General features: G+C 54.7%; 23 protein-coding genes. 5 read left to right on the forward strand and 18 right to left on the reverse strand.

Annotated features, from left to right (window positions below; all coding sequences use genetic code 11):
- Positions 1-3 precede the first annotated feature (3 nt).
- Positions 4-618: an IMPACT family protein gene (locus G0034_RS22020; RefSeq protein WP_045281880.1), complete on the reverse strand. Its 615-nt coding sequence runs from the start codon at positions 616-618 to the stop codon at positions 4-6.
- Positions 618-1,949, reverse strand: a complete 1,332-nt coding sequence (gene pepQ, locus G0034_RS22025) for a Xaa-Pro dipeptidase (protein ID WP_045281881.1) — start codon at positions 1,947-1,949, stop codon at positions 618-620. Before pepQ ends, G0034_RS22020 begins: the two co-directional genes overlap by 1 nt.
- 190 nt (positions 1,950-2,139) lie before the next feature.
- Between pepQ and fadB the strand changes: the two genes are divergently transcribed.
- Together fadB and fadA are read left to right on the forward strand one after the other, a co-directional pair.
- A complete protein-coding gene (fadB, locus tag G0034_RS22030; RefSeq protein ID WP_179121265.1) occupies positions 2,140-4,329 on the forward strand; it encodes a fatty acid oxidation complex subunit alpha FadB in 2,190 nt (729 codons plus the stop codon).
- Between the two features lie 9 nt (positions 4,330-4,338).
- Positions 4,339-5,502 carry an acetyl-CoA C-acyltransferase FadA gene (gene fadA, locus G0034_RS22035; RefSeq protein WP_008501515.1) on the forward strand — a complete coding sequence of 388 codons (1,164 nt, stop codon included), beginning with the start codon at positions 4,339-4,341 and terminating at the stop codon, positions 5,500-5,502.
- A gap of 182 nt (positions 5,503-5,684) precedes the next feature.
- On the opposite strand, the gene fre is transcribed toward fadA, so the two are convergent.
- Positions 5,685-6,386, reverse strand: coding sequence for an NAD(P)H-flavin reductase (gene fre / locus G0034_RS22040; protein WP_014885614.1), 702 nt, complete (start codon positions 6,384-6,386; stop codon positions 5,685-5,687).
- A 30-nt stretch (positions 6,387-6,416) separates the two neighbouring features.
- On the reverse strand, positions 6,417-7,922 hold the full coding sequence (gene ubiD / locus G0034_RS22045) for a 4-hydroxy-3-polyprenylbenzoate decarboxylase (RefSeq protein ID WP_023331547.1): 1,506 nt from the start codon (positions 7,920-7,922) through the stop codon (positions 6,417-6,419).
- 170 nt (positions 7,923-8,092) lie between these two features.
- On the opposite strand from ubiD, the gene rfaH reads away from it, so the two are divergent.
- Positions 8,093-8,584: a transcription/translation regulatory transformer protein RfaH gene (gene rfaH, locus G0034_RS22050; protein ID WP_020882871.1), complete on the forward strand. Its 492-nt coding sequence runs from the start codon at positions 8,093-8,095 to the stop codon at positions 8,582-8,584.
- On the opposite strand, the gene tatD is transcribed toward rfaH, so the two are convergent.
- The 9 genes from tatD to udp form a co-directional block, all read right to left on the reverse strand.
- Positions 8,581-9,363 carry a 3'-5' ssDNA/RNA exonuclease TatD gene (tatD, locus tag G0034_RS22055; protein WP_032635121.1) on the reverse strand — a complete coding sequence of 261 codons (783 nt, stop codon included), beginning with the start codon at positions 9,361-9,363 and terminating at the stop codon, positions 8,581-8,583. The genes rfaH and tatD overlap by 4 nt on opposite strands.
- 41 nt (positions 9,364-9,404) lie before the next feature.
- Positions 9,405-10,175, reverse strand: a complete 771-nt coding sequence (gene tatC / locus G0034_RS22060) for a Sec-independent protein translocase subunit TatC (protein ID WP_023331550.1) — start codon at positions 10,173-10,175, stop codon at positions 9,405-9,407.
- Between the two features lie 2 nt (positions 10,176-10,177).
- The gene (tatB, locus tag G0034_RS22065) at positions 10,178-10,720 is read right to left on the reverse strand and encodes a Sec-independent protein translocase protein TatB (protein ID WP_023331551.1); all 543 of its coding nucleotides are present in this window, start codon (positions 10,718-10,720) and stop codon (positions 10,178-10,180) included.
- A 3-nt stretch (positions 10,721-10,723) separates the two neighbouring features.
- Positions 10,724-10,978, reverse strand: coding sequence for a Sec-independent protein translocase subunit TatA (gene tatA, locus G0034_RS22070; RefSeq protein ID WP_014885620.1), 255 nt, complete (start codon positions 10,976-10,978; stop codon positions 10,724-10,726).
- A 76-nt stretch (positions 10,979-11,054) separates the two neighbouring features.
- The gene (ubiB, locus tag G0034_RS22075; RefSeq protein ID WP_014885621.1) at positions 11,055-12,695 is read right to left on the reverse strand and encodes a ubiquinone biosynthesis regulatory protein kinase UbiB; all 1,641 of its coding nucleotides are present in this window, start codon (positions 12,693-12,695) and stop codon (positions 11,055-11,057) included.
- The gene (gene ubiJ / locus G0034_RS22080) at positions 12,692-13,297 is read right to left on the reverse strand and encodes a ubiquinone biosynthesis protein UbiJ (RefSeq protein WP_179121266.1); all 606 of its coding nucleotides are present in this window, start codon (positions 13,295-13,297) and stop codon (positions 12,692-12,694) included. Before ubiJ ends, ubiB begins: the two co-directional genes overlap by 4 nt.
- A gap of 13 nt (positions 13,298-13,310) precedes the next feature.
- Positions 13,311-14,066 carry a bifunctional demethylmenaquinone methyltransferase/2-methoxy-6-polyprenyl-1,4-benzoquinol methylase UbiE gene (ubiE, locus tag G0034_RS22085; protein ID WP_014885623.1) on the reverse strand — a complete coding sequence of 252 codons (756 nt, stop codon included), beginning with the start codon at positions 14,064-14,066 and terminating at the stop codon, positions 13,311-13,313.
- Between the two features lie 66 nt (positions 14,067-14,132).
- Positions 14,133-15,590, reverse strand: coding sequence for a DNA recombination protein RmuC (gene rmuC, locus G0034_RS22090; protein WP_063614529.1), 1,458 nt, complete (start codon positions 15,588-15,590; stop codon positions 14,133-14,135).
- 139 nt (positions 15,591-15,729) lie between these two features.
- Positions 15,730-16,491, reverse strand: coding sequence for a uridine phosphorylase (gene udp / locus G0034_RS22095; protein ID WP_003860792.1), 762 nt, complete (start codon positions 16,489-16,491; stop codon positions 15,730-15,732).
- A 255-nt stretch (positions 16,492-16,746) separates the two neighbouring features.
- Between udp and G0034_RS22100 the strand changes: the two genes are divergently transcribed.
- Positions 16,747-17,550 carry a dienelactone hydrolase family protein gene (locus tag G0034_RS22100; RefSeq protein WP_014885625.1) on the forward strand — a complete coding sequence of 268 codons (804 nt, stop codon included), beginning with the start codon at positions 16,747-16,749 and terminating at the stop codon, positions 17,548-17,550.
- Between the two features lie 41 nt (positions 17,551-17,591).
- Here G0034_RS22100 and G0034_RS22105 read toward each other — a convergent pair whose 3' ends face one another.
- Genes G0034_RS22105 through G0034_RS22125 form a run of 5 tightly spaced genes read right to left on the reverse strand, consistent with a single transcriptional unit; the run spans position 17,592 to position 23,220 of the window.
- Positions 17,592-18,650 (reverse strand): glycoside hydrolase family 130 protein, encoded by a 1,059-nt coding sequence (locus G0034_RS22105; RefSeq protein ID WP_023331554.1) that lies wholly within the window; start codon positions 18,648-18,650, stop codon positions 17,592-17,594.
- Positions 18,634-20,217: an alpha-amylase family glycosyl hydrolase gene (locus tag G0034_RS22110; RefSeq protein WP_179121267.1), complete on the reverse strand. Its 1,584-nt coding sequence runs from the start codon at positions 20,215-20,217 to the stop codon at positions 18,634-18,636. The genes G0034_RS22105 and G0034_RS22110 overlap by 17 nt, the downstream gene beginning before the upstream one ends.
- 10 nt (positions 20,218-20,227) lie before the next feature.
- Positions 20,228-21,055, reverse strand: a complete 828-nt coding sequence (locus tag G0034_RS22115) for a carbohydrate ABC transporter permease (RefSeq protein ID WP_014885628.1) — start codon at positions 21,053-21,055, stop codon at positions 20,228-20,230.
- A complete protein-coding gene (locus G0034_RS22120; RefSeq protein WP_179121355.1) occupies positions 21,056-21,922 on the reverse strand; it encodes a carbohydrate ABC transporter permease in 867 nt (288 codons plus the stop codon).
- Between the two features lie 8 nt (positions 21,923-21,930).
- On the reverse strand, positions 21,931-23,220 hold the full coding sequence (locus G0034_RS22125; protein WP_032635128.1) for an ABC transporter substrate-binding protein: 1,290 nt from the start codon (positions 23,218-23,220) through the stop codon (positions 21,931-21,933).
- Positions 23,221-23,406: 186 nt separating this feature from the next.
- Here G0034_RS22125 and G0034_RS22130 point away from each other — a divergent pair, with 186 nt between their 5' ends.
- Entirely contained in the window at positions 23,407-24,447 is a 1,041-nt protein-coding gene (locus G0034_RS22130) for a LacI family DNA-binding transcriptional regulator (protein WP_179121268.1), read from the forward strand.
- Positions 24,448-24,474: the final 27 nt, after the last annotated feature.

Below are 24,474 nucleotides of genomic sequence, written 5' to 3' on the forward strand. Positions count from 1 at the left end.
GGATTATTCTTCAATCGGCAGTAATTGCAACGAACCGCGACTAAAATCTGCCAGTTTTGCTGAAAAAGCAGCCAGCTCCGCCTGAGGAAGCGCCACGCGTAATTGCACCATCGCCTGAAAGTCACTGTGCGCGATAACGCCATTAAACTGTTTCAGCAACGCTTCGATGCCGGATAATTGGGCGTAATCGCACAATAGAGTATATTCGGTGAGCGGCGTTTTGCGGGTGGTCGTCAATATATTCAGTGCCTGCTGAACGCCACCGCCATAGGCTTTCACCAGCCCGCCCGTGCCTAACAAGATGCCGCCGTAGTAACGCACCACCACGGCGGTAATTTCACCCACGCCGCTGCCCATCAGCTGCGAGAGCATGGGTTTACCGGCGGTTCCCGCGGGTTCACCGTCATCGGAAAAGCCAAGCTGTTGCGAATCGTCCGGGGGCCCTGCCACCCACGCCACACAGTGGTGACGTGCGTCAGGATGCACAGCCCGGACAGACTCGACAAATGCCTTTGCCGCTTCAACGCCGTCGGTGTGTGCCAGCAGCGTAATAAAGCGGCTTTTCTTGATTTCCTCAACAAAGGTGACCGGTTCAGCCGGTATCAGCCAGCTTTCCATCAGGCCAGCTTCAGGTCTCGCGTCATATTCTCGATACCGTTCTCGTGAATCACCACGTTATCTTCGATACGAATACCGCCAAACGGTTTCAGTGCGTCAATTTTTTCCCAGTTGAAGTGTTTGCTGAACTGACCATCACGCCATGGCGCCAGCAGGGATTCAATAAAGTAGATCCCCGGTTCAATCGTCAACACCATACGCGGCTCAAGAATACGGGTGCAGCGCAGGTAAGGATATTTAGACGGTGCCGCAAGATGCGTACCGGTATCATCCTGCATAAAGCCAGCGACGTCGTGAACCTGCAGGCCCAGCGGGTGACCAATACCGTGCGGCATGAATGGCCCGGTGAGATCGTTCTCGACCATTGCCTCTTCGCTCATGTCTTTCACAATCTGATGCTTACGCAGCAGCTTCGCGATGCGCTGATGGAACTGAACGTGATAATCCACGTAGCTGGTACCGGCTTTCATGGTACCAATAAGCGCCAGTTGCTCATCGTTCACGTCTTTAATCAGCTGCGCGAAATCGGTGTCAGCGTTAGCCGCCCAGGTACGGGTCAGGTCAGCCGCATAACCGTTGTACTCAGCGCCGGCATCAAGCAGGAAGCTGCGCATTTCCGACGGAACCTGATGGTCCAGTTTGGTGTAGTGAAGAACAGAAGCATGCTCATTCAGCGCGACAATATTGCTGTATGGCACGTCGGTATCACGGTGGCCGGTCGCGGTCAGGTACGCCTGGTTGATATCGAATTCACTCATGCCGGACTGGAACGCCTCGTGTGCGGCACGATGGCCATTCACCGCCGTTTTTTGCGCTTCACGCATGCAGTAAAGTTCGTAATCGGTTTTGTACGCGCGGTAGTAATGCAGGAAGTCCAGCACCCCTTTCGGGTTGAGTTTGTCCGCGGGAATATCCAGACCCAATGCACGCTCCGGAACCGGGCCAATATAGGCGATATTGCCGCGTGCAGCAGGTAGCTGGCTGCCAATGCCGTCCGCTTTTGGCAGCGCAATCACGTCAATTTCTTCAGTCCAGAAAGAGGTCGGCAGCGGCTCCACGTTGTGCCAGTAATCGACCGGCAGGTAGAACCACAGTTTCGGCTTGTTCACGCCATCCACAAGTAACCAACAGTTAGGCACCTGAGTAACAGGCACCCAGGCTTTAAACTGCGGGTTAACCTTGAACGGATAGGCGTGGTCATCAAGAAATGTGTTTATCAGCTCGCCGGAATGGATAAGCAGAGCATCCAGTTTGAAGCGGGCCAGTACATCGCGGGTACGTTCCTGTAGGGTAACGATATGATTTTTATAAAGCGAAGCCAGTGAGTCCATCATTCTTCCTTTCGTTTTTTTGACCTCAAGTCATCGCATCTTAGCACACCTCGCTCCGGCTGCGTGATTTCCACCGACCGTGATCAATGCAGCAATTTCTTAATGAGTAATTTGCATTTTATTAACACAAATCCCACACTCCGTTTCATCTGGTATGACCAGATCCAATTGCTGGATTCAGGAGACTGACATGCTCTACAAAGGCGACACCCTGTACCTCAACTGGCTGGAAGATGGCATTGCCGAACTGGTGTTCGATGCCCCCGGCTCAGTGAACAAGCTTGATACCGCGACGGTGGCCAGTCTTGGCCAGGCGTTGGAAGTACTTGAAAAGCAAACTGAATTAAAAGGGCTGCTGCTGCGCTCAAACAAAGCAGCCTTTATTGTCGGTGCCGATATCACCGAATTCCTTTCCCTGTTCCAGGTGCCTGAAGAACAGTTGAGCCAGTGGCTGCACTTTGCTAACAGCGTCTTTAACCGTCTGGAAGATCTGCCTGTTCCGACTATTTCCGCCGTTAATGGTTACGCATTAGGCGGTGGCTGCGAGTGCGTGCTGGCGACCGACTACCGTCTGGCCACGCCGGATCTGCGTATCGGCCTGCCGGAAACCAAACTGGGGATCATGCCGGGCTTTGGCGGATCCGTCCGTATGCCGCGCATGCTGGGTGCTGACAGCGCGCTGGAGATCATCGCCGCCGGTAAAGATGTCGGCGCGGAACAGGCGCAGAAAATCGGCCTGGTGGACGGCGTGGTTAAGCCAGAAAAACTGGTTGAAGGCGCTCTGGCTATTCTGCGTCAGGCCATTAATGGCGATCTCGACTGGAAAGCCAAACGCCAGCCGAAGCTTGAGCCGTTAAAACTCAGCAAGATAGAAGCCACCATGAGCTTCACCATCGCCAAAGGCATGGTGATGCAGACGGCGGGTAAACACTACCCGGCGCCGATCACGGCAGTGAAAACCATTGAAGCGGCCGCCCGTCTGGGCCGTGACGAAGCCCTGAAACTGGAAAATCAGAGCTTCGTCCCGCTGGCGCACACCAACGAAGCCCGCGCGCTGGTTGGCATCTTCCTGAACGATCAGTTCGTGAAAGGCAAAGCTAAACAGCTGACCAAAAACGTTGAGACCCCAAAACACGCGGCGGTACTCGGGGCGGGCATTATGGGTGGCGGCATCGCCTACCAGTCAGCCTGGAAAGGCGTGCCGGTAGTGATGAAAGACATTAACGAGAAATCCCTGACGCTGGGCATGACCGAAGCGGCCAAGCTGCTGAATAAACAGCTAGAGCGCGGCAAAATTGACGGGCTGAAGCTCGCGGGCGTGATCTCCACCATTCAGCCTGTGCTGGAATACAGCGGTTTTGATCGTGTGGACGTGGTCGTTGAGGCGGTCGTAGAGAACCCGAAAGTCAAAAAAGCGGTGCTGGCGGAAACGGAAGACAAAGTTCGTCCGGATACCGTACTGGCCTCTAATACCTCGACTATTCCGATTAGCGAACTGGCGAGCGTACTGAAGCGTCCGGAAAACTTCTGCGGAATGCACTTCTTCAACCCGGTACACCGTATGCCGCTGGTCGAAGTGATCCGAGGGGAAAAAACCTCTGACGAAACCATCGCCAAAGTGGTGGCGTGGGCAAGCAAGATGGGCAAAACGCCGATCGTTGTTAACGACTGCCCGGGCTTTTTCGTCAACCGCGTACTGTTCCCTTACTTCGCCGGTTTCAGCCAGCTGCTGCGCGATGGGGCAGACTTCCGCAAAATCGACAAAGTGATGGAAAAACAGTTCGGCTGGCCGATGGGCCCGGCGTATCTGCTGGACGTGGTCGGTATTGATACCGCCCATCACGCCCAGGCGGTGATGGCGGCAGGCTTCCCGCAGCGCATGCAGAAAGATTATCGCGACGCGATTGACGCCCTGTTCGACGCTAACCGCTTCGGTCAGAAAAACGGCCTGGGCTTCTGGCGCTATAAAGAAGACAGCAAAGGCAAACCGAAGAAAGAAGAGGATGCGGCGGTGGATGGCCTGCTGGCCGACGTATGCCAGTCAAAACGTGACTTCACCGACGATGAGATCATCGCCCGCATGATGATCCCGATGATCAACGAAGTGGTGCGTTGTCTGGAAGAAGGCATTATCGCCAGCCCGGCCGAAGCGGATATGGCGCTGGTATACGGCCTGGGCTTCCCTCCGTTCCACGGCGGCGCGTTCCGCTGGCTGGACACCATCGGCAGCGCCCGCTATCTCGATATGGCTCAGCAGCATCAGCACCTCGGCCCGCTCTATGAAGTGCCTGAAGGGCTGCGCAACAAAGCGCGCCATAACGAACCCTATTACCCAGCAGTTGAGCCAGCCCGTCCGGTTGGCGAGCTGAAAACGGCTTAAGGAGTCACAATGGAAAAGGTTGTCATTGTTGATGCGATTCGCACCCCGATGGGCCGTTCAAAAGGCGGCGCATTCCGTAACGTGCGCGCGGAAGACCTCTCCGCACACCTGATGCGTAGCCTGCTGGCGCGTAATCCGGCGTTGGACCCCGCCGCGCTCGACGATATCTACTGGGGCTGCGTGCAGCAGACCCTGGAGCAGGGCTTCAATATCGCGCGTAATGCGTCACTGCTGGCGGAGATCCCGCATTCGGTTCCGGCCGTCACCGTTAACCGTCTGTGCGGTTCGTCTATGCAGGCGCTGCACGATGCGGCACGTATGATCATGACCGGCGATGCTCAGGCCTGCCTGGTCGGCGGTGTGGAGCATATGGGGCACGTCCCGATGAGCCACGGCGTCGATTTCCATCCGGGGATGAGCCGTAACGTGGCAAAAGCTGCGGGAATGATGGGTCTCACCGCGGAGATGCTCTCCCGCCTGCACGGCATCAGCCGTGAAATGCAGGATGCGTTTGCCGCACGTTCCCATGCCCGCGCCTGGGCTGCCACGCAGTCCGGCGCATTTAAAAACGAGATCATCCCTACCGGCGGTCACGATGCGGACGGCGTTCTGAAGCAGTTCAGCTACGACGAAGTGATCCGCCCGGAAACAACGGTGGAAGCACTTTCTACGTTGCGTCCGGCATTTGATCCGGTCACCGGTACGGTCACGGCAGGTACCTCGTCGGCGCTGTCCGACGGAGCTGCGGCGATGCTGGTGATGAGCGAAAGCCGCGCCCGTGAGCTGGGGTTAACCCCACGCGCTCGGGTACGTTCGATGGCTGTCGTGGGCTGCGATCCTTCAATCATGGGTTACGGCCCGGTTCCGGCCTCGAAGCTGGCGCTGAAAAAAGCGGGACTAACCGCCAGCGACATCGATCTGTTCGAGATGAACGAAGCCTTCGCCGCGCAGATCCTGCCGTGCATTAAAGATCTGGGGCTGATGGAACAGATCGACGAGAAAATTAACCTCAACGGCGGCGCGATCGCCCTCGGCCACCCACTCGGTTGCTCCGGGGCGCGTATCAGCACGACGCTGATTAATCTGATGGAGCGCAAAGATGCCCAGTTCGGACTGGCAACAATGTGCATCGGGTTGGGTCAGGGTATCGCGACGGTGTTTGAGAGAGTGTAAATCAGGAAAAGTATTTCAAAGCCAATGACGTCAGAACAAGGCGGCAAGCGAGCGAATCCCGATGAGCTTACTCAAGTAAGTGATTCGGGTGAACGAGCGCAGCCAACGCAGTTATGGCGTCATTGGCGAAGAGAGAGAGTTTAGTTGCCGTTCTTCCCGCCTGTCAGGGGCGGGTTTTTTATTTAAATGAAGGCAAACGCATCGCCAAACAGGCGATCTTCACGCGCGTCACGTTCGTTACAGAACAGGTCCCGGGCGATTTTCGCCATCTCGAAACGACCTGCGATATAGATATCGTGTCCTGCCAGCGTGCCGTGATCCTGCAATACCGCCGTCAGCACGGTACCGCTACGCCCACGCCAGCCCTCTTCCGGCTGCTCAACCACCGGCTCAATGCGCAGGTTAGGATGGGTTACGCTCAGCGCTTCCAGCTCAGACAGGTCATATAGATGCTTCTCTTCGCGGCCACCCCAGTAAATGGTGATGTCACGGTCCGGGTTACGTGCCAGAGCGGTCAACAGAATAGAGCGCACATAAGAGAAGCCCGTACCGCCAGCGATCAGGATCAACGGACGATCTTCGTCATCGCGCAGCCACGCTTCGCCGTGAGGAATGTCGACCACAATCTCACGTTCTTTCAGGATGCGGTCCATAACGGCCATCGCGTACAAGTTAAGCTCAGACGCACCAATATGCAGCTCAATAAATTCTTTCTCTGCTGGCGTAGAGGCCATAGAGAAAGGACGCTTATCACGCTCATCCATCACTACCATTAAGTACTGACCAGCGCGGAAAGAGAATGCCGCTTCTGGCACTAAACGGACGCGATATACGGTGTCGGTGATGGCATCTACCGAGGTCACTTTACAGCTTAAGGTTGTCATTCGCTCTCTCTGTCGTGAAGTCTATAGGGCTTAACGGCCTGTTTCAGGTTTACCGTTATTCATTATGGCCAGTTCATCCCAGATCGCGTCAATACGCGCGGTCACGGCAGGATCTTTTTTGATCGGGCGACCCCATTCACGGTCGGTTTCGCCAGGCCATTTATTTGTGGCATCCAGTCCCATTTTTGAGCCAAGACCGGAAACCGGCGAGGCAAAGTCCAGGTAATCTATCGGCGTGTTCTCGACTAACACCGTATCGCGCGCCGGGTCCATTCGCGTGGTAATCGCCCAAATGACGTCATTCCAGTCGCGAGCGTTAACGTCATCATCGCAGACAATAACAAATTTGGTATACATAAACTGGCGCAGGAAAGACCAGACGCCCATCATCACGCGTTTCGCATGACCGGGATACTGCTTCTTCATCGTCACTACCGCCAGGCGATACGAGCACCCTTCAGGGGGCAGGTAAAAATCAACGATTTCCGGGAACTGCTTTTGCAGGATCGGCACAAACACTTCATTCAGCGCCACCCCCAGTACTGCGGGTTCATCCGGTGGACGACCGGTGTAGGTAGAGTGATAAATCGCATCTTCACGCTGCGTAATGTGCGTAACGGTAAACACCGGGAAGTTATCCACTTCGTTGTAATAACCGGTGTGGTCGCCGTAAGGGCCTTCCGGTGCCAGTTCGCCCTGCTCAAGGTAACCTTCCAGCACAATTTCCGCACTGGCCGGAACTTCGAGATCGTTCGAAATACACTTCACGACTTCGGTTTTTGTCCCGCGCAGCAGGCCGGCAAACGCATATTCAGAGAGCGTATCCGGCACGGGCGTGACGGCTCCCAGAATAGTGGCCGGGTCAGCGCCTAATGCGACAGAGACCGGGAAACGTTCACCCGGATGCGCAGCGCACCACTCCTGGAAATCCAGCGCGCCGCCGCGATGCGACAGCCAGCGCATGATGAGCTTATTCTTACCAATCAACTGCTGGCGGTAAATACCCAGATTTTGCCGTTCTTTATGCGGACCGCGCGTGACGGTCAAACCCCAGGTGATCAGCGGCGCAGCATCTTCAGGCCAGCACTGCATAATGGGAATTTTGGTCAAATCAACCGCATCGCCTTCCAGCACTTTTTGCTGGCACGGCGCACCGCGCAGGCGTTTGGTTGGCATGTTCAGCACCTGCTTAAACTGTGGCAGCTTGTCGAACAGATCGCGGAAGCCTTTCGGTGGCTCTGGCTCTTTCAGAAATGCCAGCAGCTTACCCACTTCACGCAACGCGGTAACGTCTTCCTGCCCCATCCCCAATGCGACACGACGCGGTGTACCAAACAGGTTGCACAGCACCGGCATGGAGTAACCTTTCGGATTTTCAAAGAGTAACGCGGGGCCACCGGCACGCAGGGTGCGGTCAGCAATTTCTGTCATTTCCAGATAAGGATCAACAGGAAGTGTAATGCGTTTGAGTTCGCCCTGCTTTTCCAGCAGCGTCAGGAAGTCGCGGAGATCGTGGTATTTCATGCAGTTAGTCATGGCCTCTCTGTAAGCGCTTCATTATACGGCGTAAGCCTGCTTGATGCTGTAATTTTGTTAAATTAGCGTGAACTTATGCGTTCTGTTCCAGGTTGACCCATTATAATCAACTTAGCGATCCCTCCAGGGTTTTGATATGCTTGCGCCCCGAACTAAGGGAAAGAGTGATTATGCAGGCCTGGTATTTACTGTATTGCAAACGCGGGCAACTTCAGCGCGCGCAGGAACATCTTGAACGTCAGTCTGTAAATTGTCTGACACCCGTGATCACGCTTGAAAAAATGCAGCGCGGGAAGCGCACAACCGTCAGTGAGCCGTTATTCCCGAACTACCTGTTCGTGGAGTTCGACCCTGAGGTGATCCACACCACCACCATCAGCGCAACGCGCGGCGTCAGCCACTTCGTTCGTTTTGGCGCCCACCCGGCCACCGTTCCGTCGACGGTCATTCATCAGCTTTCGGTGTATCAACAGCCCGAAGGGATCACCGACCCGGAAACCCCTTACGCGGGTGATAGCGTCGTCATTACGGAAGGTGCATTCGAAGGCCTGCAGGCGATTTTCGCCGAGCCGGACGGTGAAGCACGCTCCATGTTGTTGCTCAACCTGCTGAACAAGCAGGTGTTGCAGAGCGTCAAAAATACCGACTTCCGTAAAGTTTAAAAACTGATCCTGAAGAGATGGCGCACGTTGTCATCCGTCTGCGCAGAAAGCCAGTGCGGATCGTCTCCACGCCATCGCGCCACGCGCTCAACAATGTGCCCCAGGTATGCAGGCTCATTTCGACGCGATGACGGTTTGGGCGTCATATCTCTCGGCAGCAGATAAGGCGCATCGGTCTCAATAAGCAAACGGTCGGCCGGAATCAACGGTAACAGCTCGCGTAGCTCAAGCCCGCGGCGCTCATCACAAACCCAGCCGGTAATGCCGAGAAACAGCCCGCGCGCCAGGCACTCCTGCGCCTCCTGCCTTGAACCGGTGAAGCAGTGCAGCACCGCGCCGGGGAGTTTATCCAGCCAGGGATCCAGAAGCGCGAGAAAACGTTCGTGCGCGTCGCGGCAATGCATAAAGACGGGCATTTCAAGCTCTGCCGCCAGAGCAAGCTGGGCAGTGAATGCCTTTTCCTGTTCGTCAGGCGTGGAGAAGTTGCGGTTAAAATCGAGCCCACACTCGCCAATGGCCACCACCTCAGCGGTTTTCGCCAGCCTGTAAAGGATTTGTGCGCTCTCCTCGGTCCACTGGCTGCTGTCATGAGGGTGGATGCCTGCGGTTGACCAGCAGTGTTCATAACGTTGCGCCAGAAGCTGCGCCTGCTCGCTCTCATGAAGGTTAGTTCCGGTCAGCAGGAGTCCTTTAACGCCGGCGTCAAAAGCACGCGCAACAACGTCATCGCGATCTTTTGCAAACTGCGAGCTGGTCAGGTTGAGTCCGATATCAAACATGCGAATCCCCATATAACAACCGCCCTGACGGGCGGCTGGTTTTACTCTTCAGTGGTCTTTTCAGACGCATCGTCTACATCGTCCGATCGGCGTCCTTTACCCACGTAGAAACGCGAGAAGAATACGCCAACCTCAAAGAGGCAATACATCGGTATGGCCAGTAACGTCTGCGAGAAAACATCCGGCGGCGTGAGCAGCATGCCGACCACAAATGCACCTACCAGGATATACGGACGCTTTTTACGCAGGTCTTCAGGGGTGGTTACCCCAACCCAGCAAAGCAGCACAATGGCGACCGGCACTTCAAATGCCACGCCAAACGCCATAAACAGCGCCATGACGAAGCTGAGATAGCTGGCGATATCTGTCGACACCTGCACCCCTTCCGGCGCGGTATGCGTCAGGAAGCCAAAGGCCAGCGGGAAGACAACGAAGTAGGCAAACGCCATACCGATATAGAACAGCAACGAGCTGGAGACCAGAAGCGGGATCACCAGTTTACGTTCATGTTTATACAGCGCTGGTGCCACAAACGCCCATACCTGATAAAGGATGACGGGTGCAGACGCAATCAACGACACCCAAAATGTGAGCTTAATAGGGGTAAAGAACGGTGAGGCAACATCTGTTGCAATCATCGTTGCCCCCAGCGGCATCTGCTTAATTAGCGGTGCAGAGACCACCTGATAGATATCGTTGGCGAAATAGACCAGGCACAGGAATATCACCAGAACCGCAATAATGCAGTTTAACAGGCGCTTACGCAGCTCAATAAGGTGCGTAATAAGCGGTTGAGTATCATCTACTGCCATGGTTACGCTTTATCACTCGACGAGGGGGATGATTCGGAAACAGGCGCGACGGGTTTCGCTTCCGCCACTTTTATCGTGGGGTCTTCCGGCTGCGCCTGTTTTTTCACTTCGGTTTCCTGCGGCGTCTGTTCTGGCGCGGCGGCCTGGTGCTCAGCACTCGCTGGCGTCACGCCCTCACGTTGCGCTTCGCTGTCCTTCACCACCGGGTTATGAATGGTGTTCGCTTCATCGCTCGCTTTTTCAGGATCGTTAACGCTGTAAGAGCGCTTCATGGATTCCGCCGCTTCGCGCAGTTCATCCATTGAGGCTTTCAGTTCCGGCGTCAGGTTATCCATGCTCGCCTTCTCGACCTTTTTCAGGCTTTCCTGAAACTCCTGGAGCTTAAGTTCCTGTGCCAGTTCATTCTGAACGGTCGATGCCAGCGATCTCAGCGCACGCACCCAGCCCACAACGGTTTTCACCGCCACGGGCAGACGCTGCGGACCCAGCACGATCAGGCCAATCACAAAGACTAGCAGCAGCTCACTAAAACCAATGTCGAACACGACTTACACCTGCTCTTTATCGTGGCTTTTGGCGTCTTCTTTTTTGGCTTCTTCTTGCTTATCGGAGATGGATTTTGCAGTAAAATCAGCATCCTGGCTGGCTTTATCCTGCTTGTTCTCATCATCGCTCATTGCTTTCTTGAAGCCTTTGATAGACGCGCCCAGATCGGAACCGATAGAACCGAGCTTTTTAGTGCCAAACAGCAGCACGACGATGACGGCAATAATGACTAATTGCCAGATACTGATACCACCCATACAAATTCCTCAGGAATAGATGATTAATTGGTCAAGTCGCATTATACGTATGCGACCCGTCGATGGCGACGCAAACTCAGCGCGTTTTTCTCCATCCGGCTAGCCAGACAACAACCCCGCCAGCCATCAGCCAGGCGGGCATCATCTGCCAGTCCGGACGATTGATTAGCAGCAACGTACCGCTCAACAGCAGCGTTGCACCAATCCCAAAGAGATAGCGTGATTGTCCCTGGCGCACGCGACTGGACTGAAGCTCGCGGGCGATTTTATCCATGCTGTGCTGAAGGTTCTTGCTCTGACGCAAACTGTCGTAAACCAGTTCAGGAATTTCGGGCATTTTTTCAATCCAGAACGGGCCTTTCTCTTTCAATGAGCGCACCAGCGCTGGAAAACCTACCTGATCCTTAATCCAGGATTCCAGGAACGGTTTAGCCGTCTTCCACAAGTCTAACTGAGGATAGAGTTGGCGACCTACACCCTCAACGTAAAGTAATGTTTTCTGGAGTAAAACTAATTGCGGCTGAACTTCCATATTAAAGCGGCGAGCCGTATTAAACAGGTTTAACAGCACGTGCCCGAAGGAGATTTCTGCCAGCGGCTTTTCAAAAATCGGCTCGCAGACGGTACGAATAGCAAACTCAAACTCTTCGACGTTGGTGTCCGGCGGAACCCAGCCGGAGTCAACGTGCAGCTCAGCCACCTTACGGTAGTCACGGTTGAAGAACGCGATAAAGTTCTCGGCCAGATAACGCTTATCTTCTTTATTCAGCGACCCCACAATCCCGCAGTCGATACCGATATACTTCGGATCCTCAGGATGCTCGTAGCTCACAAAAATATTGCCCGGGTGCATATCCGCATGGAAAAAGCTGTCGCGGAACACCTGAGTAAAGAAGACCTGAACGCCACGTTCGGCCAGCAGCTTCATGTTCGTTCCCTGCTTCTCCAGCGCCGCCACATCCGAAACCGGAATACCGTAGATGCGCTCCATGACCATCATGTTCTGACTGCAGTAGTCTGAATAGACCTCAGGCACATAAAGCATCGGGCTGTTTTCAAAGTTACGACGCAGCTGAATGGCGTTTGCTGACTCGCGCAGTAGGTTAAGCTCATCAATCAGCGTTTTTTCGTATTCCCGCACCACTTCCATCGGACGCAGACGACGGCCATCAGGTAACAAACGTGGTACCCAGCGCGCCAGACGATAAATCAGCTTCATGTCAGCTTTGATGACCGGCAGGATATCCGGGCGGATCACCTTGATCACCACCTCTTTGCCGTTCTCTTTCAGACGCGCGGTATGCACCTGAGCAATAGACGCCGACGCCAGCGGGGCTATTTCGAAATCGTCAAACCAGGTTTCAACGGGAAGATTACCCATTGCCTCTTCGATCTGTTTCTTTGCCCTCACTCCGTCAAACGGGGCAACACGGTCCTGCAGCATTGCCAGTTCATCGGCAATATGAGGCGGGAAGAGATCGCGGCGGGTTGAGAGCATCTGTCCGAACTTAATCCATACCGGGCCAAGCTCCTGCAGCGCCAGACGCAGACGTTCACCCAGCGGCTGACCTTTATGACGATTAGGCATCCAGAACAACATCCGCCGCCAGATTCTAAGCGGCAGCGTGATACGCATTTTGGGGATAAGCTCATCGAGCCCGTAACTCAAAAAGGTGTGGACGATAAAATAGAGGCGCCGAATTTCACCAGGCGTCATTTGCCCTCCAGTTTTTCCAGCCGTTTGGTTAATGCATCAACCGCACGTTCAACAGCAGCGGTTTCTTCCGCAAACCATGCCACTTCCAGCGGACCGGGGGCCATGCGCCACTCTTCAGTCAGGACTTCTGCGGCATAGCGCTGCTGCCGTTCCAGATTTTTGCGCAAGAACGCCGTGCCGCCATGAATAGCTTTCCCGATCCCTTCAGCGGCGATGTCACCAATAAAAGGCGCGAGCAGTTCTGCCGGGTCAAACTCCGCCAGATCGCTGAGCGCAACGAAGTTTTGTACGACCTGGATGTCGCCCTCCACTTCCAGCTCACCGCTGCGGATAAGCGCCGTCAATTGCTGGCGATCGCGCAGTTTTGGCAGCACGCTCATATGGGTAATGACCGAGCAATCCGCCTCGCCTTCCCACTCACCCAGAACATCGAGCTGGCGTTCGCTGAAGACCAGCACGAGCGGCGTTGAGAACTCTTTTAATACAATGCGCAGGACCTTCCCGTTAAGTCGCTGACGTGCAGCTTTTAGCGCCGGCGCGCGATACAGGAAGGCATTGAGCACATTCTCGATGCCTGCGGCGACTAAGGATTTAAAGGGCACGGGACACCTCCACTCAGAATTTGTAACCGCGATGCAGCGCAACGACACCCGCCGTCATGTTGAAGTATTCAACGTTCTCAAATTCCGCATCCTGCATCATGGCTTTTAGGGTGTCCTGATCCGGGTGCATGCGAATGGACTCCGCCAGATAGCGGTAGCTCTCCGCGTCGTTCGCCACCAGTTCACCGATACGCGGCAGCACGTGGAAGGAATAGGCGTCGTAGGCTTTGCTCAGCGGCTCAATGATCGGTTTAGAGAACTCGAGCACCAGCAGACGTCCACCCGGCTTCAGTACACGGTACATGGAGCGCAGCGCTTTTTCTTTGTCGGTGACGTTACGCAGGCCGAAGGAGATCGTGATGCAGTCAAAGGTATTATCCGGGAATGGCAGCGCTTCGGCGTTAGCCTGCACGTATTCCACATTGCCCACCACGCCGATGTTACGCAACTTTTCGCGTCCCATTTTCAGCATGGAGTCATTGATATCGGCCAGAACAACGCGGCCAGTTTCACCCACCAGACGGGAAAACTTCGCCGTCAGATCGCCTGTTCCACCAGCTAAATCCAGCACGGTTTGTCCACGGCGCACACCGCTGCAGTCAATGGTGAAGCGTTTCCACAAGCGATGAATGCCGAACGACATCAAGTCATTCATCACATCGTACTTCGCCGCCACGGAATGAAATACGTGGGCCACCATGTCAGCTTTCTGCGCTTTGGCGACAGTCTGAAAGCCAAAGTGCGTCGTGTCTTGTGAATCGTCAACCATCTCAGAGCCTGCTAATCAGTCAAATGTTCGTGAAGTGTAACAGATTGGGCGCGTTTGCCCTACGATTCAACCGCCGTGATAGAAACGTGTCGGCGGCTCGTCAGACGATAAATCCGTCGTTAACTCGTTGTCTTCGCTGGGTGTCTTTTGTTCATCTGCGCCTTCACGCAGACGGAACTCTTCGTCTTGCGCCGTGGCCTGCTCCACCAGTTCCGGATTAATCTCGCGTTTGACCTCCACCCCCAGGCCGCGGAATGCTTCAGCCTGAGCAAGCAGGTTGCCCCGCCCGGAGGCGAGTTTTTTCATCGCCTGACGGTAGTTATCCTGCGCACGGTCCAGGCTTTGCCCGACCGAGGACATATCGTCCACGAAGAGGCGCATTTTGTCGTACAGCTTGCTGGCACGCTCGGCAATCTTCTGTGCATTGCGGCTCTGGTGCTCATAGCGCCACAGGTTAGCAATGGTACGTAATGCCACCAGCAGGGTGGTGGGGCTCACCAGCATAATATTATTTTTGAGCGCTTCGGTGATCAGTTCGGGCTGTCTGTCGAGGGCCAGCAGGAACGCCGGTTCGACCGGAATAAACATCAGCACATAGTCCAGCGAGCGCAGCCCCGGAAGCTGCTGATAATCTTTTCTGCCCAGCAGTCGGATATGGTTACGCACGGAGGCAATATGCTCCTGCAGCGCCGACTCGCGCGTGTAGTCGTCTTCCGCATTAAAGTAACGCTCATACGCCACCAGCGTCATTTTGGCGTCGATCACCACATCTTTCCCCTGCGGCAGACGCACAATGACGTCTGGCTGCATCCGCGAGCGGGCATCGCTCTCGATACTCACCTGCGTTTCGTATTCATACCCCTCGCGCAGGCCAGAGGCCTCCAGCACGCGGGTGAGCACCACTTCTCCCCAGTTACCCTGGGTTTTGTTATCCCCTTTTAGCGCCCGAGTGAGGTTGACCGCCTCCTGCGCCATTTGCGCATTCAACTGCTGAAGATTACGAATCTCGTGCGCCAGCGTGTGCCGCTCGCGGGCTTCCTGTCCAAAGCTGTCCTGCACCTGACGGCGAAAACCGTCCAGCTGTTCACGCAGCGGCGTCAGCAGACTGTTCAGACTCTGGCGATTCTGTTCGTCAACGCGGCGGTTGCTGTGTTCGAAAATGCGGTTGGCGAGATTCTCAAACTGCTCGCTGAGGCGCTGCTCGCTGTTAATCATCTGACGGATTTTGTCTTCCGCATGCAGCTGCGTGGATTCGAGGCGGGTAGTCACTTCGCGGAGATCGGCCTCCAGCGACGTGTTGATATCACGCAGGTTGCGCAGTTCGTTATTGAGCAGCTCGCACTCGTCGCGCCAGTGGTCACTTAGCGCAAGCTGTTGCTTTACCGCGCTGAGCTCGGCGACGATCTCTTCGCGCTCCGCCAGCTGATCGGCCTTCTGCTGCGCATGCTGGTAGCTGGAAATCAGCCAGCCTATCGCAACGCCCGCCAGCGCAATCACCGCATAAATCAGGATTGAGATATCCACAATGCCCCCTGCATCAACGTATTACCCGCACAAAATAGAATTGTGCTGTATAAACGTCCAGTTTGAAAGGGTTTTCCTGCGAGGTGCTACGCAAAAAATAAAGGCCGAACGCGTCGGCCTTTGATTTGAGAAGAGAGGGCTAGATCAGGCGACGAGCCGCTTCCACCACAATTTTCACCGCATGACTTTCGGTCTGCTTCATGGTTTCGGCGTTCGGGATCTCCTGCTGAGTACGGTTGACGATAACGCCCGCCACCATACCGGCACGCAGACCCTGGCTTGCACACATGGTCAGCAGCGTCGCGGATTCCATTTCGTAGTTCATTACGCCCATGGACTGCCACTCTTCCATTGAGCCTTTGAAACGGCTCACAACGCGGCCAGAGAAGGTGTCGTAGCGCTCCTGGCCCGGGTAGAAGGTGTCGGAAGAAGCGGTTACGCCAACGTGGGTGGTCGCGCCCACGGACTTCGCGGCTTCAACCAGCGCCGTGGTGCATTCGAAGTCAGCCACTGCCGGGAATTCCATAGGCGCAAAGTGCAGGCTTGCCCCGTCCAGACGAACGGATGCTGTCGTCACCAGTACGTCGCCCACGTTGATGTGCGGCTGAATCGCGCCGGTCGTGCCGATACGCAGGAAAGTACGAATGCCCAGCTGCGCCAGTTCTTCAACAGCAATAGAGGTAGACGGACCGCCGATACCGGTGGAGCACACAATCACCGCTTTGCCATCCAGCTCTGCACGCCAGGTGGTGAATTCACGATGGGCAGCCAGCTTGACCGGCTTATCCATCAGCGCGGCGATCTTTTCCACACGCTCAGGGTCGCCAGGGACGATAGCGAGCGTAGCCCCTTGTAAATCATTTTTAGTGAGGCCGAGATGAAAAACATCAGACTTAGACATAGGTGACTCCTCTGTGGGTCGGTTAGTCAGAAGAAGTAAAACGGTACTTTACAGAAGCAGTAAGCATAATTTCGTGATGCATCTCACCATGAATGAAAATGATTGCAGTGAATTTCCATCAAAAAGTGATTTACATCACATTAACAAGTTATATCGTCAGGTGCTGCACAAAAGATAGACCGTTTAAGGCACTGTGAGTTGTTAACCTGGTGTCTATATTTACCTTTGCGCTAACTCATTGGTACGGAGAATGCCATGACTGAAAAAACCGGTTTTGCACCTGCTGCAGCCCCGCTTGCTTCAACCATCGTTTCAACCTCAGAAGAGGCCATTACGGCGGGAGAGACCTCCATTCCCTCGCAGGGGGAGAATATGCCTGCCTGGCACGCACGACCAAAATCGGCAGACGGTCCGCTGCCCATCGTGATTGTGGTTCAGGAGATTTTTGGGGTTCACGAACATATTCGCGACCTCTGCCGTCGCCTGGCACTTGAAGGATATCTGGCCGTTGCGCCAGAACTCTACTTCCGTCAGGGCGATCCGAACGACTATAGCGATATTCCAACGCTGTTCAGCAATCTGGTCAGCAAAGTCCCGGACGCGCAGGTGCTGGCCGATCTCGACCACGTTGCCAGCTGGGCGGCGCGTAACGGCGGCGACCCGCACCGTCTGATGGTCACCGGCTTCTGCTGGGGCGGACGCATTAGCTGGCTGTATGCCGCACACAATCCGCAGCTCAAAGCGGCTGTCGCCTGGTATGGCAAACTGGTGGGCGAGAAAACGCTGAATTCGCCAAAACATCCGGTGGACATCGCCACTGAGCTCAATGCCCCGGTGCTGGGTCTGTATGGCGGCCAGGACACCGGTATTTCGCTTGATTCGGTAGAAACCATGCGCCATGCGCTACGGGCAGCCAATGCCAATGCGGAGATTGTGGTGTATCCGGATGCCGGACATGCGTTTAACGCAGATTACCGTCCGAGTTATCACGCGGAATCGGCGAAAGATGGCTGGCAGAGAATGCTGGCGTGGTTTAGCCAGTACGGCGGGAAGAAATAAACACTTCGCAGCCCCGGCTTTCGCCGGGGCTGCGTCAGGGCTTACTCCAGGCCCAGATGTTTCCACAGCTCGTCCATCGGCAGCGTGGCCAGGGCGATACGCTCATCCGCCGCACCATACCAGATATGCAACGTGTCATTACGCACCAGCGCCCCACAGGTAAAGACGACGTTACCGAAAAAGCCTTCACGCTCATAGGGCGCGCTCGGCTCCAGCAGCGGTACGGAAGATTTGGCGATGAGGGTGAGCGGATCCTCAAGATCCAGAAGCAGAGCGCCCAGGCAATAACGCTGGCTAGCATCCACGCCGTGATAAATCTCCAGCCAGCCGCGCGCGGTCTTGATCAGCGGCGCGCCGCCACCCGACTTCAGCGCATCCCATTCGTCTCCCGAGCGTCCCAGCAGATGCCGGTGGTTTCCCCAGTGCAGCATATCGGGCGATTCGCAGATCCAGATTTCCGGGTGGCCGAAATGGCAGGGCGCGGGCCGGGTAAGCGCCCGGAAGGATCCGCCAACCTTCTCCGGGAAGAAACAGACGTCGCGGTTATCAGGGCAGAAAATCAGCCCTTTCTTGTCGACGGAGATAAAATCAACGGTGGTCGCCAGCGCGGTGGAGATACCCAGCGATGACACGGCGGAGTAATTGATGTACCAGACATCGTCAATCAGGGTGATACGCGCATCTTCACAGCCAAATTCCTCATAGCGGCTGTCGGCGGTAATAAACGGCTGTTGATCGATGGTGAAATTTACACCGTCCTGGCTTCGCGCCAGGCGCAGGTGGGACATTGACGTCAGCCAGACCTGAGCCGGGTCGCTTTTCAGCACAATGGTACGCGGGTCGCTAAAATCATAGCGCGGGTCGTTGCGGTCGAACGTTTTTGTTGCCGCCTGCCAGCCGCCGGACTGCTGCACCAGAAGCGGAACGACGATCTTCTGTGGGTCATCATTTATCACGCTCTCGGCAACCCGAAGCAGCAGGATAATCTCCCCATGATACTCCGTTACACCGGCGTTAAAGACGCACTCCACTTTCCGTCCTGGCAGAGAAGGCACCACGTCGCTGGGGGTGATCAACGGATTCTTACCGTGTCTGTTCATATACACTCCTTTTTATCAGAATTTGATTTTTGTCCAGCTGCTGCGCGTTTTGGCCGTACAGGACATCCGCTTCAATGGCCCACAATGGGTTTTGTACCGGCAGGCCAAAATTCACGGCCACCCAGACCTGTTCCTGCGTCGTTGTTCGGGTAAACCAGACGCACGCCTTATGGCGTTTCAGCAGGCTGCACTCCCCATGCTGTAGCGCCCCGATGGCGGCCCGAAGCGCAATGAAGGTCTGGTACTGACGCCACAACGAGCCGGGCGTCGATATCTGATGTTCGGCATTGAGCAAGGGATAGTCCTGGCTGACGGGCATCCACGGCGTGGAGGTGGAAAAGCCCGCAAACGGTGCGTCGCACCAGAGGAAGGGGGCACGGGACCCATCCCGTGAATGTTCAATGGCCTGCGCCAGCGCGTCGGCGGCACTGCAACCCTGCCGCATGGCCGTGTCGTAGAAGGTTTTTCCCTGAATATCAAAAATCTGCCCGACCGTCTGAGGCACATAGTCGGGCATCCCCAACTCGTCACCCTGAAAAATAAACGGTACGCCGCGCACGGTCAGCTGTAGCGCCAGAACGGCCAACGCCCGGGCGGCGTCATGCGGGCCTTCACCAAAGCGGCTAATCATGCGCGGCATATCGTGGCTGGAAAAGAATAGCGTCGGCAGGCCAGACTGCAGCGCCAGCGTGGCGTTAATCTCGTCGCACAGGCGTGCCGCATCGAAGGTTTTCTGGCTGCCAATATTGAAGTTAAAGACCACGTCCATCAGCGACGGGGCCTGATAACGGGCCAGGGTCTCCCTCTCCTCGCTGCCAATTTCGCCGATCAGGAAAACATCCCCTTGCTGCCTGGCATGTTGGCATACGCGCTGCAGCGTGCCGATGAGCCCCGGCTGATTCACGTCATGCTCATGCTGCTGTACTCCCGCTTTCTCCGGATTGTCAGGCCCGATGCCGCGCGTGCTGAGGAAATTAATCACGTCGAAGCGGAAGCCATCCACGCCCTGTGCCTGCCAGAAATCAATGACCTGAAGCATTTCCTGCTCTACCGCGGGGTTCGCCCAGTTAAGATCGACCTGCTCAGGCGCGAATTTATGGTAGTAAAACTCGCCGGTGTCCGGCTCCGGGCTCCAGGCGCTGCCGGAAAAAAATGACTCCCAGTTGTTAGGGTGCGCGCTGAAAAGAAAATAGTCCCGATAGCGGCTTGCGGGATTATTCCAGGCATCCTGAAACCACGGATGCTGCGAAGAGACATGATTAAGCACCAGATCGATAATGACCCGGATCCCCTTTTCATGGCAGCGATGAACGACGTCGCGAAAATCGGTCAGCGTGCCGAATCGTGGGTCGACGGCGCAGTAATCACTAATGTCATACCCGTTATCCACCAGAGGAGAGGGGTAAAACGGCGTGACCCAGATGGCACCGATGCCTAACGCGCTCAGGTAATCCACTTTTGAGAGCAGGCCTGGGAAATCACCCAGCCCGTCACCGTTACCATCGCAAAACGACGGCAGATAAATTTGGTAACAGGTACAGGCCTGCCACCAGGGTTGTTTGTTCACCGTACATTCCTTATTTCAGTGATAACGACATGCCCTGCAGGAAATATTTCCGGAACAGGATAAACAACACGATGACCGGCAGCATTTGCACCACGGCTCCCGCCATCACTGGCCCCAGATAAACGCCGTAGGATTTACTGAAGGTGGCCAGCAGCACCGAAAACGGCATTTTGTCGGCATCGCGCATGACAATCAGCGGCCAGAGGAAGTTGTCCCACGAGCTTGAGAAGGTAAATAGCGCCACGATCGCCAGAATGGACTTGTTCAGCGGCATCATGACGTGCCGCAGAATGGCCCACAGGCTGGCATGATCCAGACGCGCGGCGTACAGGTAATCGTTGGGCGTGCCCTTGAAGCTCTGGGACACCATAAAGATCCCCCAGGCACTCATTGCATAAGGCAGGATCATGGCGCTGTAACGGTTGATCAGCCCGAGCTCACGCATCAGCACAAACTGTGGAATGATGAACATGAAAACCGGGAAAACCATCTGCACAATCAACAGATTACGGAAAGCGTTTTTGCCCCAAAATTCCGTTTTTGCCAGCGCATAACCCACCAGCATGGAGGTGACGGTCACGCTCGCGGTCACGGTGACGGAAACAAAAAGCGAGTTAAACAGCGTGCGCAGAAACGGCTTATCGGCCCGGTTGCTGTTATCGAAAAGGAAAGTGTAATTTTCGAGCGTCAGCGTGCCCGAAAAGAGATCCGTGGTATAAATCTGTGCCGTAGGCTTCAGGGATGACACGACCATCCAGACAAACGGATAGAGCCAGCTTAACGCCAGAATAAACATCAGCGCATGAATTAGCAGGCTCAGGGGCGTGAGTTTTTTCATTCATACAATCTCAATGTGTTTTTCGAATAACCGACGAAATAGCCAGATCATCAGGAAACTGCAGGCAGCGACGATAATCGACATGGCAGCAGCCCAGGTAGGTTTCATATTTTGAAACGCGGCTTCGTACATGACCACCATGGGACTGGTAGTACTGTTTAGTGGCCCACCACCGGTAATTAAATAGGGCTCTGTAAAAATACTGAACGCCACCGTAATAGCCAGCACCATCACCATCACAATTTGCGGATTCATCATCGGAAGCGTTATTGCCCAACCTTTCTGAAAACGCCCGGTTTTATCGAGAATAGCCGCACTATAAATATCCGATGGAATAGCCTGCATGCCGGAATAGAGAATTAATCCGTAATAACCGACAAATTTCCAGGTCACGATAAGCGCAATGGATAGCATCGCGCAGTCAGGGTTGGTAAACCACGGCACGGAAATCCCAAACCACGCAGACAATAAGCGGTTAACCGGGCCATACTCATTAAAAAGACGGGAAAAGACAATTGAGTACGCCACCCCTGACGAGATATTTGCCAGTAAAAAGCTTAAGGCGATAACCCCCCGGCCATAGTTAATTCTGCGTAATCCGGCAGCAAAAAGCAGCGCGGTAATAAACACGATCGGGACATACCACATTAAAAAGCGGCAAATGTTCCACATGGATGTCCAGAATAATGCATCGTGCAGTACGCCAATAATATTCTGCAAACCGGTAAATTGCGGCACGCCGATAAACTGCCAGCGGGTCACGCTTAGCACCACCAGCCAGGCAAGGGGGTAGAACCAGAATAGCAGCGAATAGCCAATCCAGGTGGAGGCCAGCAGGCCTCCGGTTCGGGATTCATATCCAGCCATCATGCCCCCTACTGGCCCGCGAGGGCGCTGATTTCCTGCTGAGATTGTTTCAGCGCGTCGGCAGGCGTACTGGTTTTGAATATCACGCGCTCAAGCATCTGCGTCATGCTGCGCTGTATTTCTGTCGTCTGGTTTGTTGCCGCAGGAGGAAGCGCGACGTCCACCCACGAGGCGATCTGTTTCTCTAGCGGATTTTGTTTGAAGTAACTGACAAAGATCGGATTACTCATTAAATCCGCGCGGGCAGGCGGCATCCCTGTCAACTCAAGCCACAGCCGGTCATGTTCAGGGTTACTGAAGACCCACTGCATAAACTGCCAGGCCTGCGCCTTTCGCTTACTGGAACTGAAGATCACCAGACCTTTGCTGTCGCCGAACGTATAGGGGTGTTCAATGCCCGTCTCGGTCAGCATCGGACCGATCTGAATCGTTTTTAATATGTCCGGATACTGCTTGCGATAGCGGGCTAAATCCCACGGTCCGCGCGCTGAGGCGATAACCTGCCCCGTTGCGAGCGGATCCTCGGCAGAGGTGAAGTCGTAGCTGCTCCACTTATTGTTAAAAACGTTGCCCATGAAGGTCAGCACGGCCTCGCCAGCAGGCGTGGTCAGCGCAGGTTTTTTATCGACCAGATACGGCTTGCCGTGGCTCTGGGCGTAGAACAGCGGAATGAAGTCGAACCAGCGTTCCCACCAGTTTTTACCTGCCGTAAGCTGTATCACATAGCCGTGATTATCCGCCGCCCGACGCTTCGCCAGCGCGTAAAGTTCATCGTAGCTAACCGGTACCCGATCAAAACCGTATTGCTTTAGTAAATCACCACGCCACCACCAGACAATCGGGTTGATATATACCGGCAGTACCGTTTGTTTGCCGTTTAATTCCCAGGCTGACAGCAGAGAAGCCATTTGCCGTTTCTGAATCGTTTCCTGAAAACCCGGCATTCTGGAGAGATCTTCTATCTGCCCGACATCAACAAGCTGGCTGGCAAAACCAATAAATATATTGGTTGAAATATCCGGTTCAGTCCCTGATGCCAGCGCGTTCATTATCGCTTCTTCTGAACTGTTTGCGGCAGGAATAGCGGTAAATTCGACGGGCATATGGGCAGGGTCTTTATTCCATTCCGCCACTATTTTACTCCAGAAGGCTTCTTCATTGACGGTGGGTGTGACCCACATTTTGATTGTTTCACGCGCCCTGGATTGTGTCTCTTTTTTATCATCAGGCCCGCAACCGGTAAGAAAAAAGAGGAATATTACCGATGCTATTAATTTTGCTGCTTCTGCAACTCTCACGTTATATCTCCCTGATGTCGATAAGTGTTAATCGCTCACTGCTGCACTCTGTGAATGGTGCGTAAGCTAACACCCCTTTTTTATGTTTAACGTTAAACAAATCACAAAACTATTTATATTTAACGATAAACTCAGCCGCTATTATTTATTTAATTACGCCTCATAAATAATTTACGTGAATATAAAATGCCTAATTCATTTAGCAAAAGAAAGAATAAAAACGTGACGATTAAATCGCTGGCAGCAGAGATGGGTATTTCACATACCACGGTATCTAACGCGTGGAATAATCCCGAAAAGCTGTCTGCTGAATTACGTGAAAAGATACTTGGGTACGCCCGTCAGGTTGGATTTCAGGGGCCGGATAAACTCGCCCGGGCTTTACGCACCGGAAAATCCGGGGCGATCGGCGTCATTTTTAACGATGCCATGAGCTATGTTTTTATCGATCCGCATGACGTCAGCCTGATGCGCGGCGTCGCGACCCGCTGCGAAGACCGTAATATTAATCTGGTGCTGATACCGCTTCAAAAAGGGCCTTCATCGCTCACTACCCTGGTGGACGGGTATATTCTCAACGCCACGCATAACAGCGCCGCCATTATTCAACAAACCCTGGCCCGCAATCTGCCTGTGGTGACGCTCGATTTTCAGCTTCCGCAGTTCAGCAGCGTGTCGGTGGATAACACACGCGCCATGCGTGATATCACCCACTACCTGATACAAAAGGGTCATCGCCATTTCGGCATTATTGCCTTCCCGTCTCACCCGAACGCGCGCGGGATGCGGCCTCTGACGCACCGCGTGACGGGGGATAACCAACTCATGCTGACCCGCGTGAATGCCTGCCGCGACGCGTTTCAAGAGCACGGTATTACGCTCAGCGACTGCTGGCTGTGTGAAACCCATCACGATGAGCCACACGGCGAACGGGCAGCGGAAGCATTGCTGACGGCACACCCTGAGATCACGGCGCTGATCTGCTTATCCGATCGTTTTGCCATCGGCGCGGTGAATTATTGCCAGCGACAGCGTCTTGCTATACCTGGCCGGGTCGCCATTACCGGATTCGACAATACCGCCCGGCAGTATAACGGGCCTGGACTTACCACCATCGCGCAGGATGCCGAACGTAAAGGTGAAATCGCGGTTGATCTGCTTCTGAACAATGGCCCCATCACCCACGTTGCGCTGGAACACCGGCTTATCGAGCGTGATACGGCATGAGATTACCCTGCTTAAGATAAGAGTGAA

The organism is Enterobacter sp. T2 (genome assembly GCF_010692925.1).
In the GTDB taxonomy this organism is placed as follows: Bacteria; Pseudomonadota; Gammaproteobacteria; order Enterobacterales; family Enterobacteriaceae; genus Enterobacter; species Enterobacter kobei.

Coding starts and splice junctions, on each gene's coding strand:
- G0034_RS22120 (WP_179121355.1), bottom strand. CDS start 21,922: ATGGCTGGATATGAATCCCGAACCGGAGGCCTGCTGGCCTCCACCTGG.
- fre (WP_014885614.1), bottom strand. CDS start 6,386: ATGACAACCTTAAGCTGTAAAGTGACCTCGGTAGATGCCATCACCGAC.
- tatA (WP_014885620.1), bottom strand. CDS start 10,978: ATGGGTGGTATCAGTATCTGGCAATTAGTCATTATTGCCGTCATCGTC.
- pepQ (WP_045281881.1), bottom strand. CDS start 1,949: ATGGACTCACTGGCTTCGCTTTATAAAAATCATATCGTTACCCTACAG.
- G0034_RS22130 (WP_179121268.1), top strand. CDS start 23,407: ATGCCTAATTCATTTAGCAAAAGAAAGAATAAAAACGTGACGATTAAA.
- G0034_RS22100 (WP_014885625.1), top strand. CDS start 16,747: ATGACTGAAAAAACCGGTTTTGCACCTGCTGCAGCCCCGCTTGCTTCA.
- tatC (WP_023331550.1), bottom strand. CDS start 10,175: ATGGCAGTAGATGATACTCAACCGCTTATTACGCACCTTATTGAGCTG.
- ubiD (WP_023331547.1), bottom strand. CDS start 7,922: ATGACTAACTGCATGAAATACCACGATCTCCGCGACTTCCTGACGCTG.
- fadB (WP_179121265.1), top strand. CDS start 2,140: ATGCTCTACAAAGGCGACACCCTGTACCTCAACTGGCTGGAAGATGGC.
- G0034_RS22105 (WP_023331554.1), bottom strand. CDS start 18,650: ATGAACAGACACGGTAAGAATCCGTTGATCACCCCCAGCGACGTGGTG.
- tatD (WP_032635121.1), bottom strand. CDS start 9,363: ATGTTTGATATCGGACTCAACCTGACCAGCTCGCAGTTTGCAAAAGAT.
- G0034_RS22020 (WP_045281880.1), bottom strand. CDS start 618: ATGGAAAGCTGGCTGATACCGGCTGAACCGGTCACCTTTGTTGAGGAA.
- ubiE (WP_014885623.1), bottom strand. CDS start 14,066: ATGGTTGACGATTCACAAGACACGACGCACTTTGGCTTTCAGACTGTC.
- fadA (WP_008501515.1), top strand. CDS start 4,339: ATGGAAAAGGTTGTCATTGTTGATGCGATTCGCACCCCGATGGGCCGT.
- udp (WP_003860792.1), bottom strand. CDS start 16,491: ATGTCTAAGTCTGATGTTTTTCATCTCGGCCTCACTAAAAATGATTTA.
- ubiB (WP_014885621.1), bottom strand. CDS start 12,695: ATGACGCCTGGTGAAATTCGGCGCCTCTATTTTATCGTCCACACCTTT.
- rfaH (WP_020882871.1), top strand. CDS start 8,093: ATGCAGGCCTGGTATTTACTGTATTGCAAACGCGGGCAACTTCAGCGC.
- G0034_RS22115 (WP_014885628.1), bottom strand. CDS start 21,055: ATGAAAAAACTCACGCCCCTGAGCCTGCTAATTCATGCGCTGATGTTT.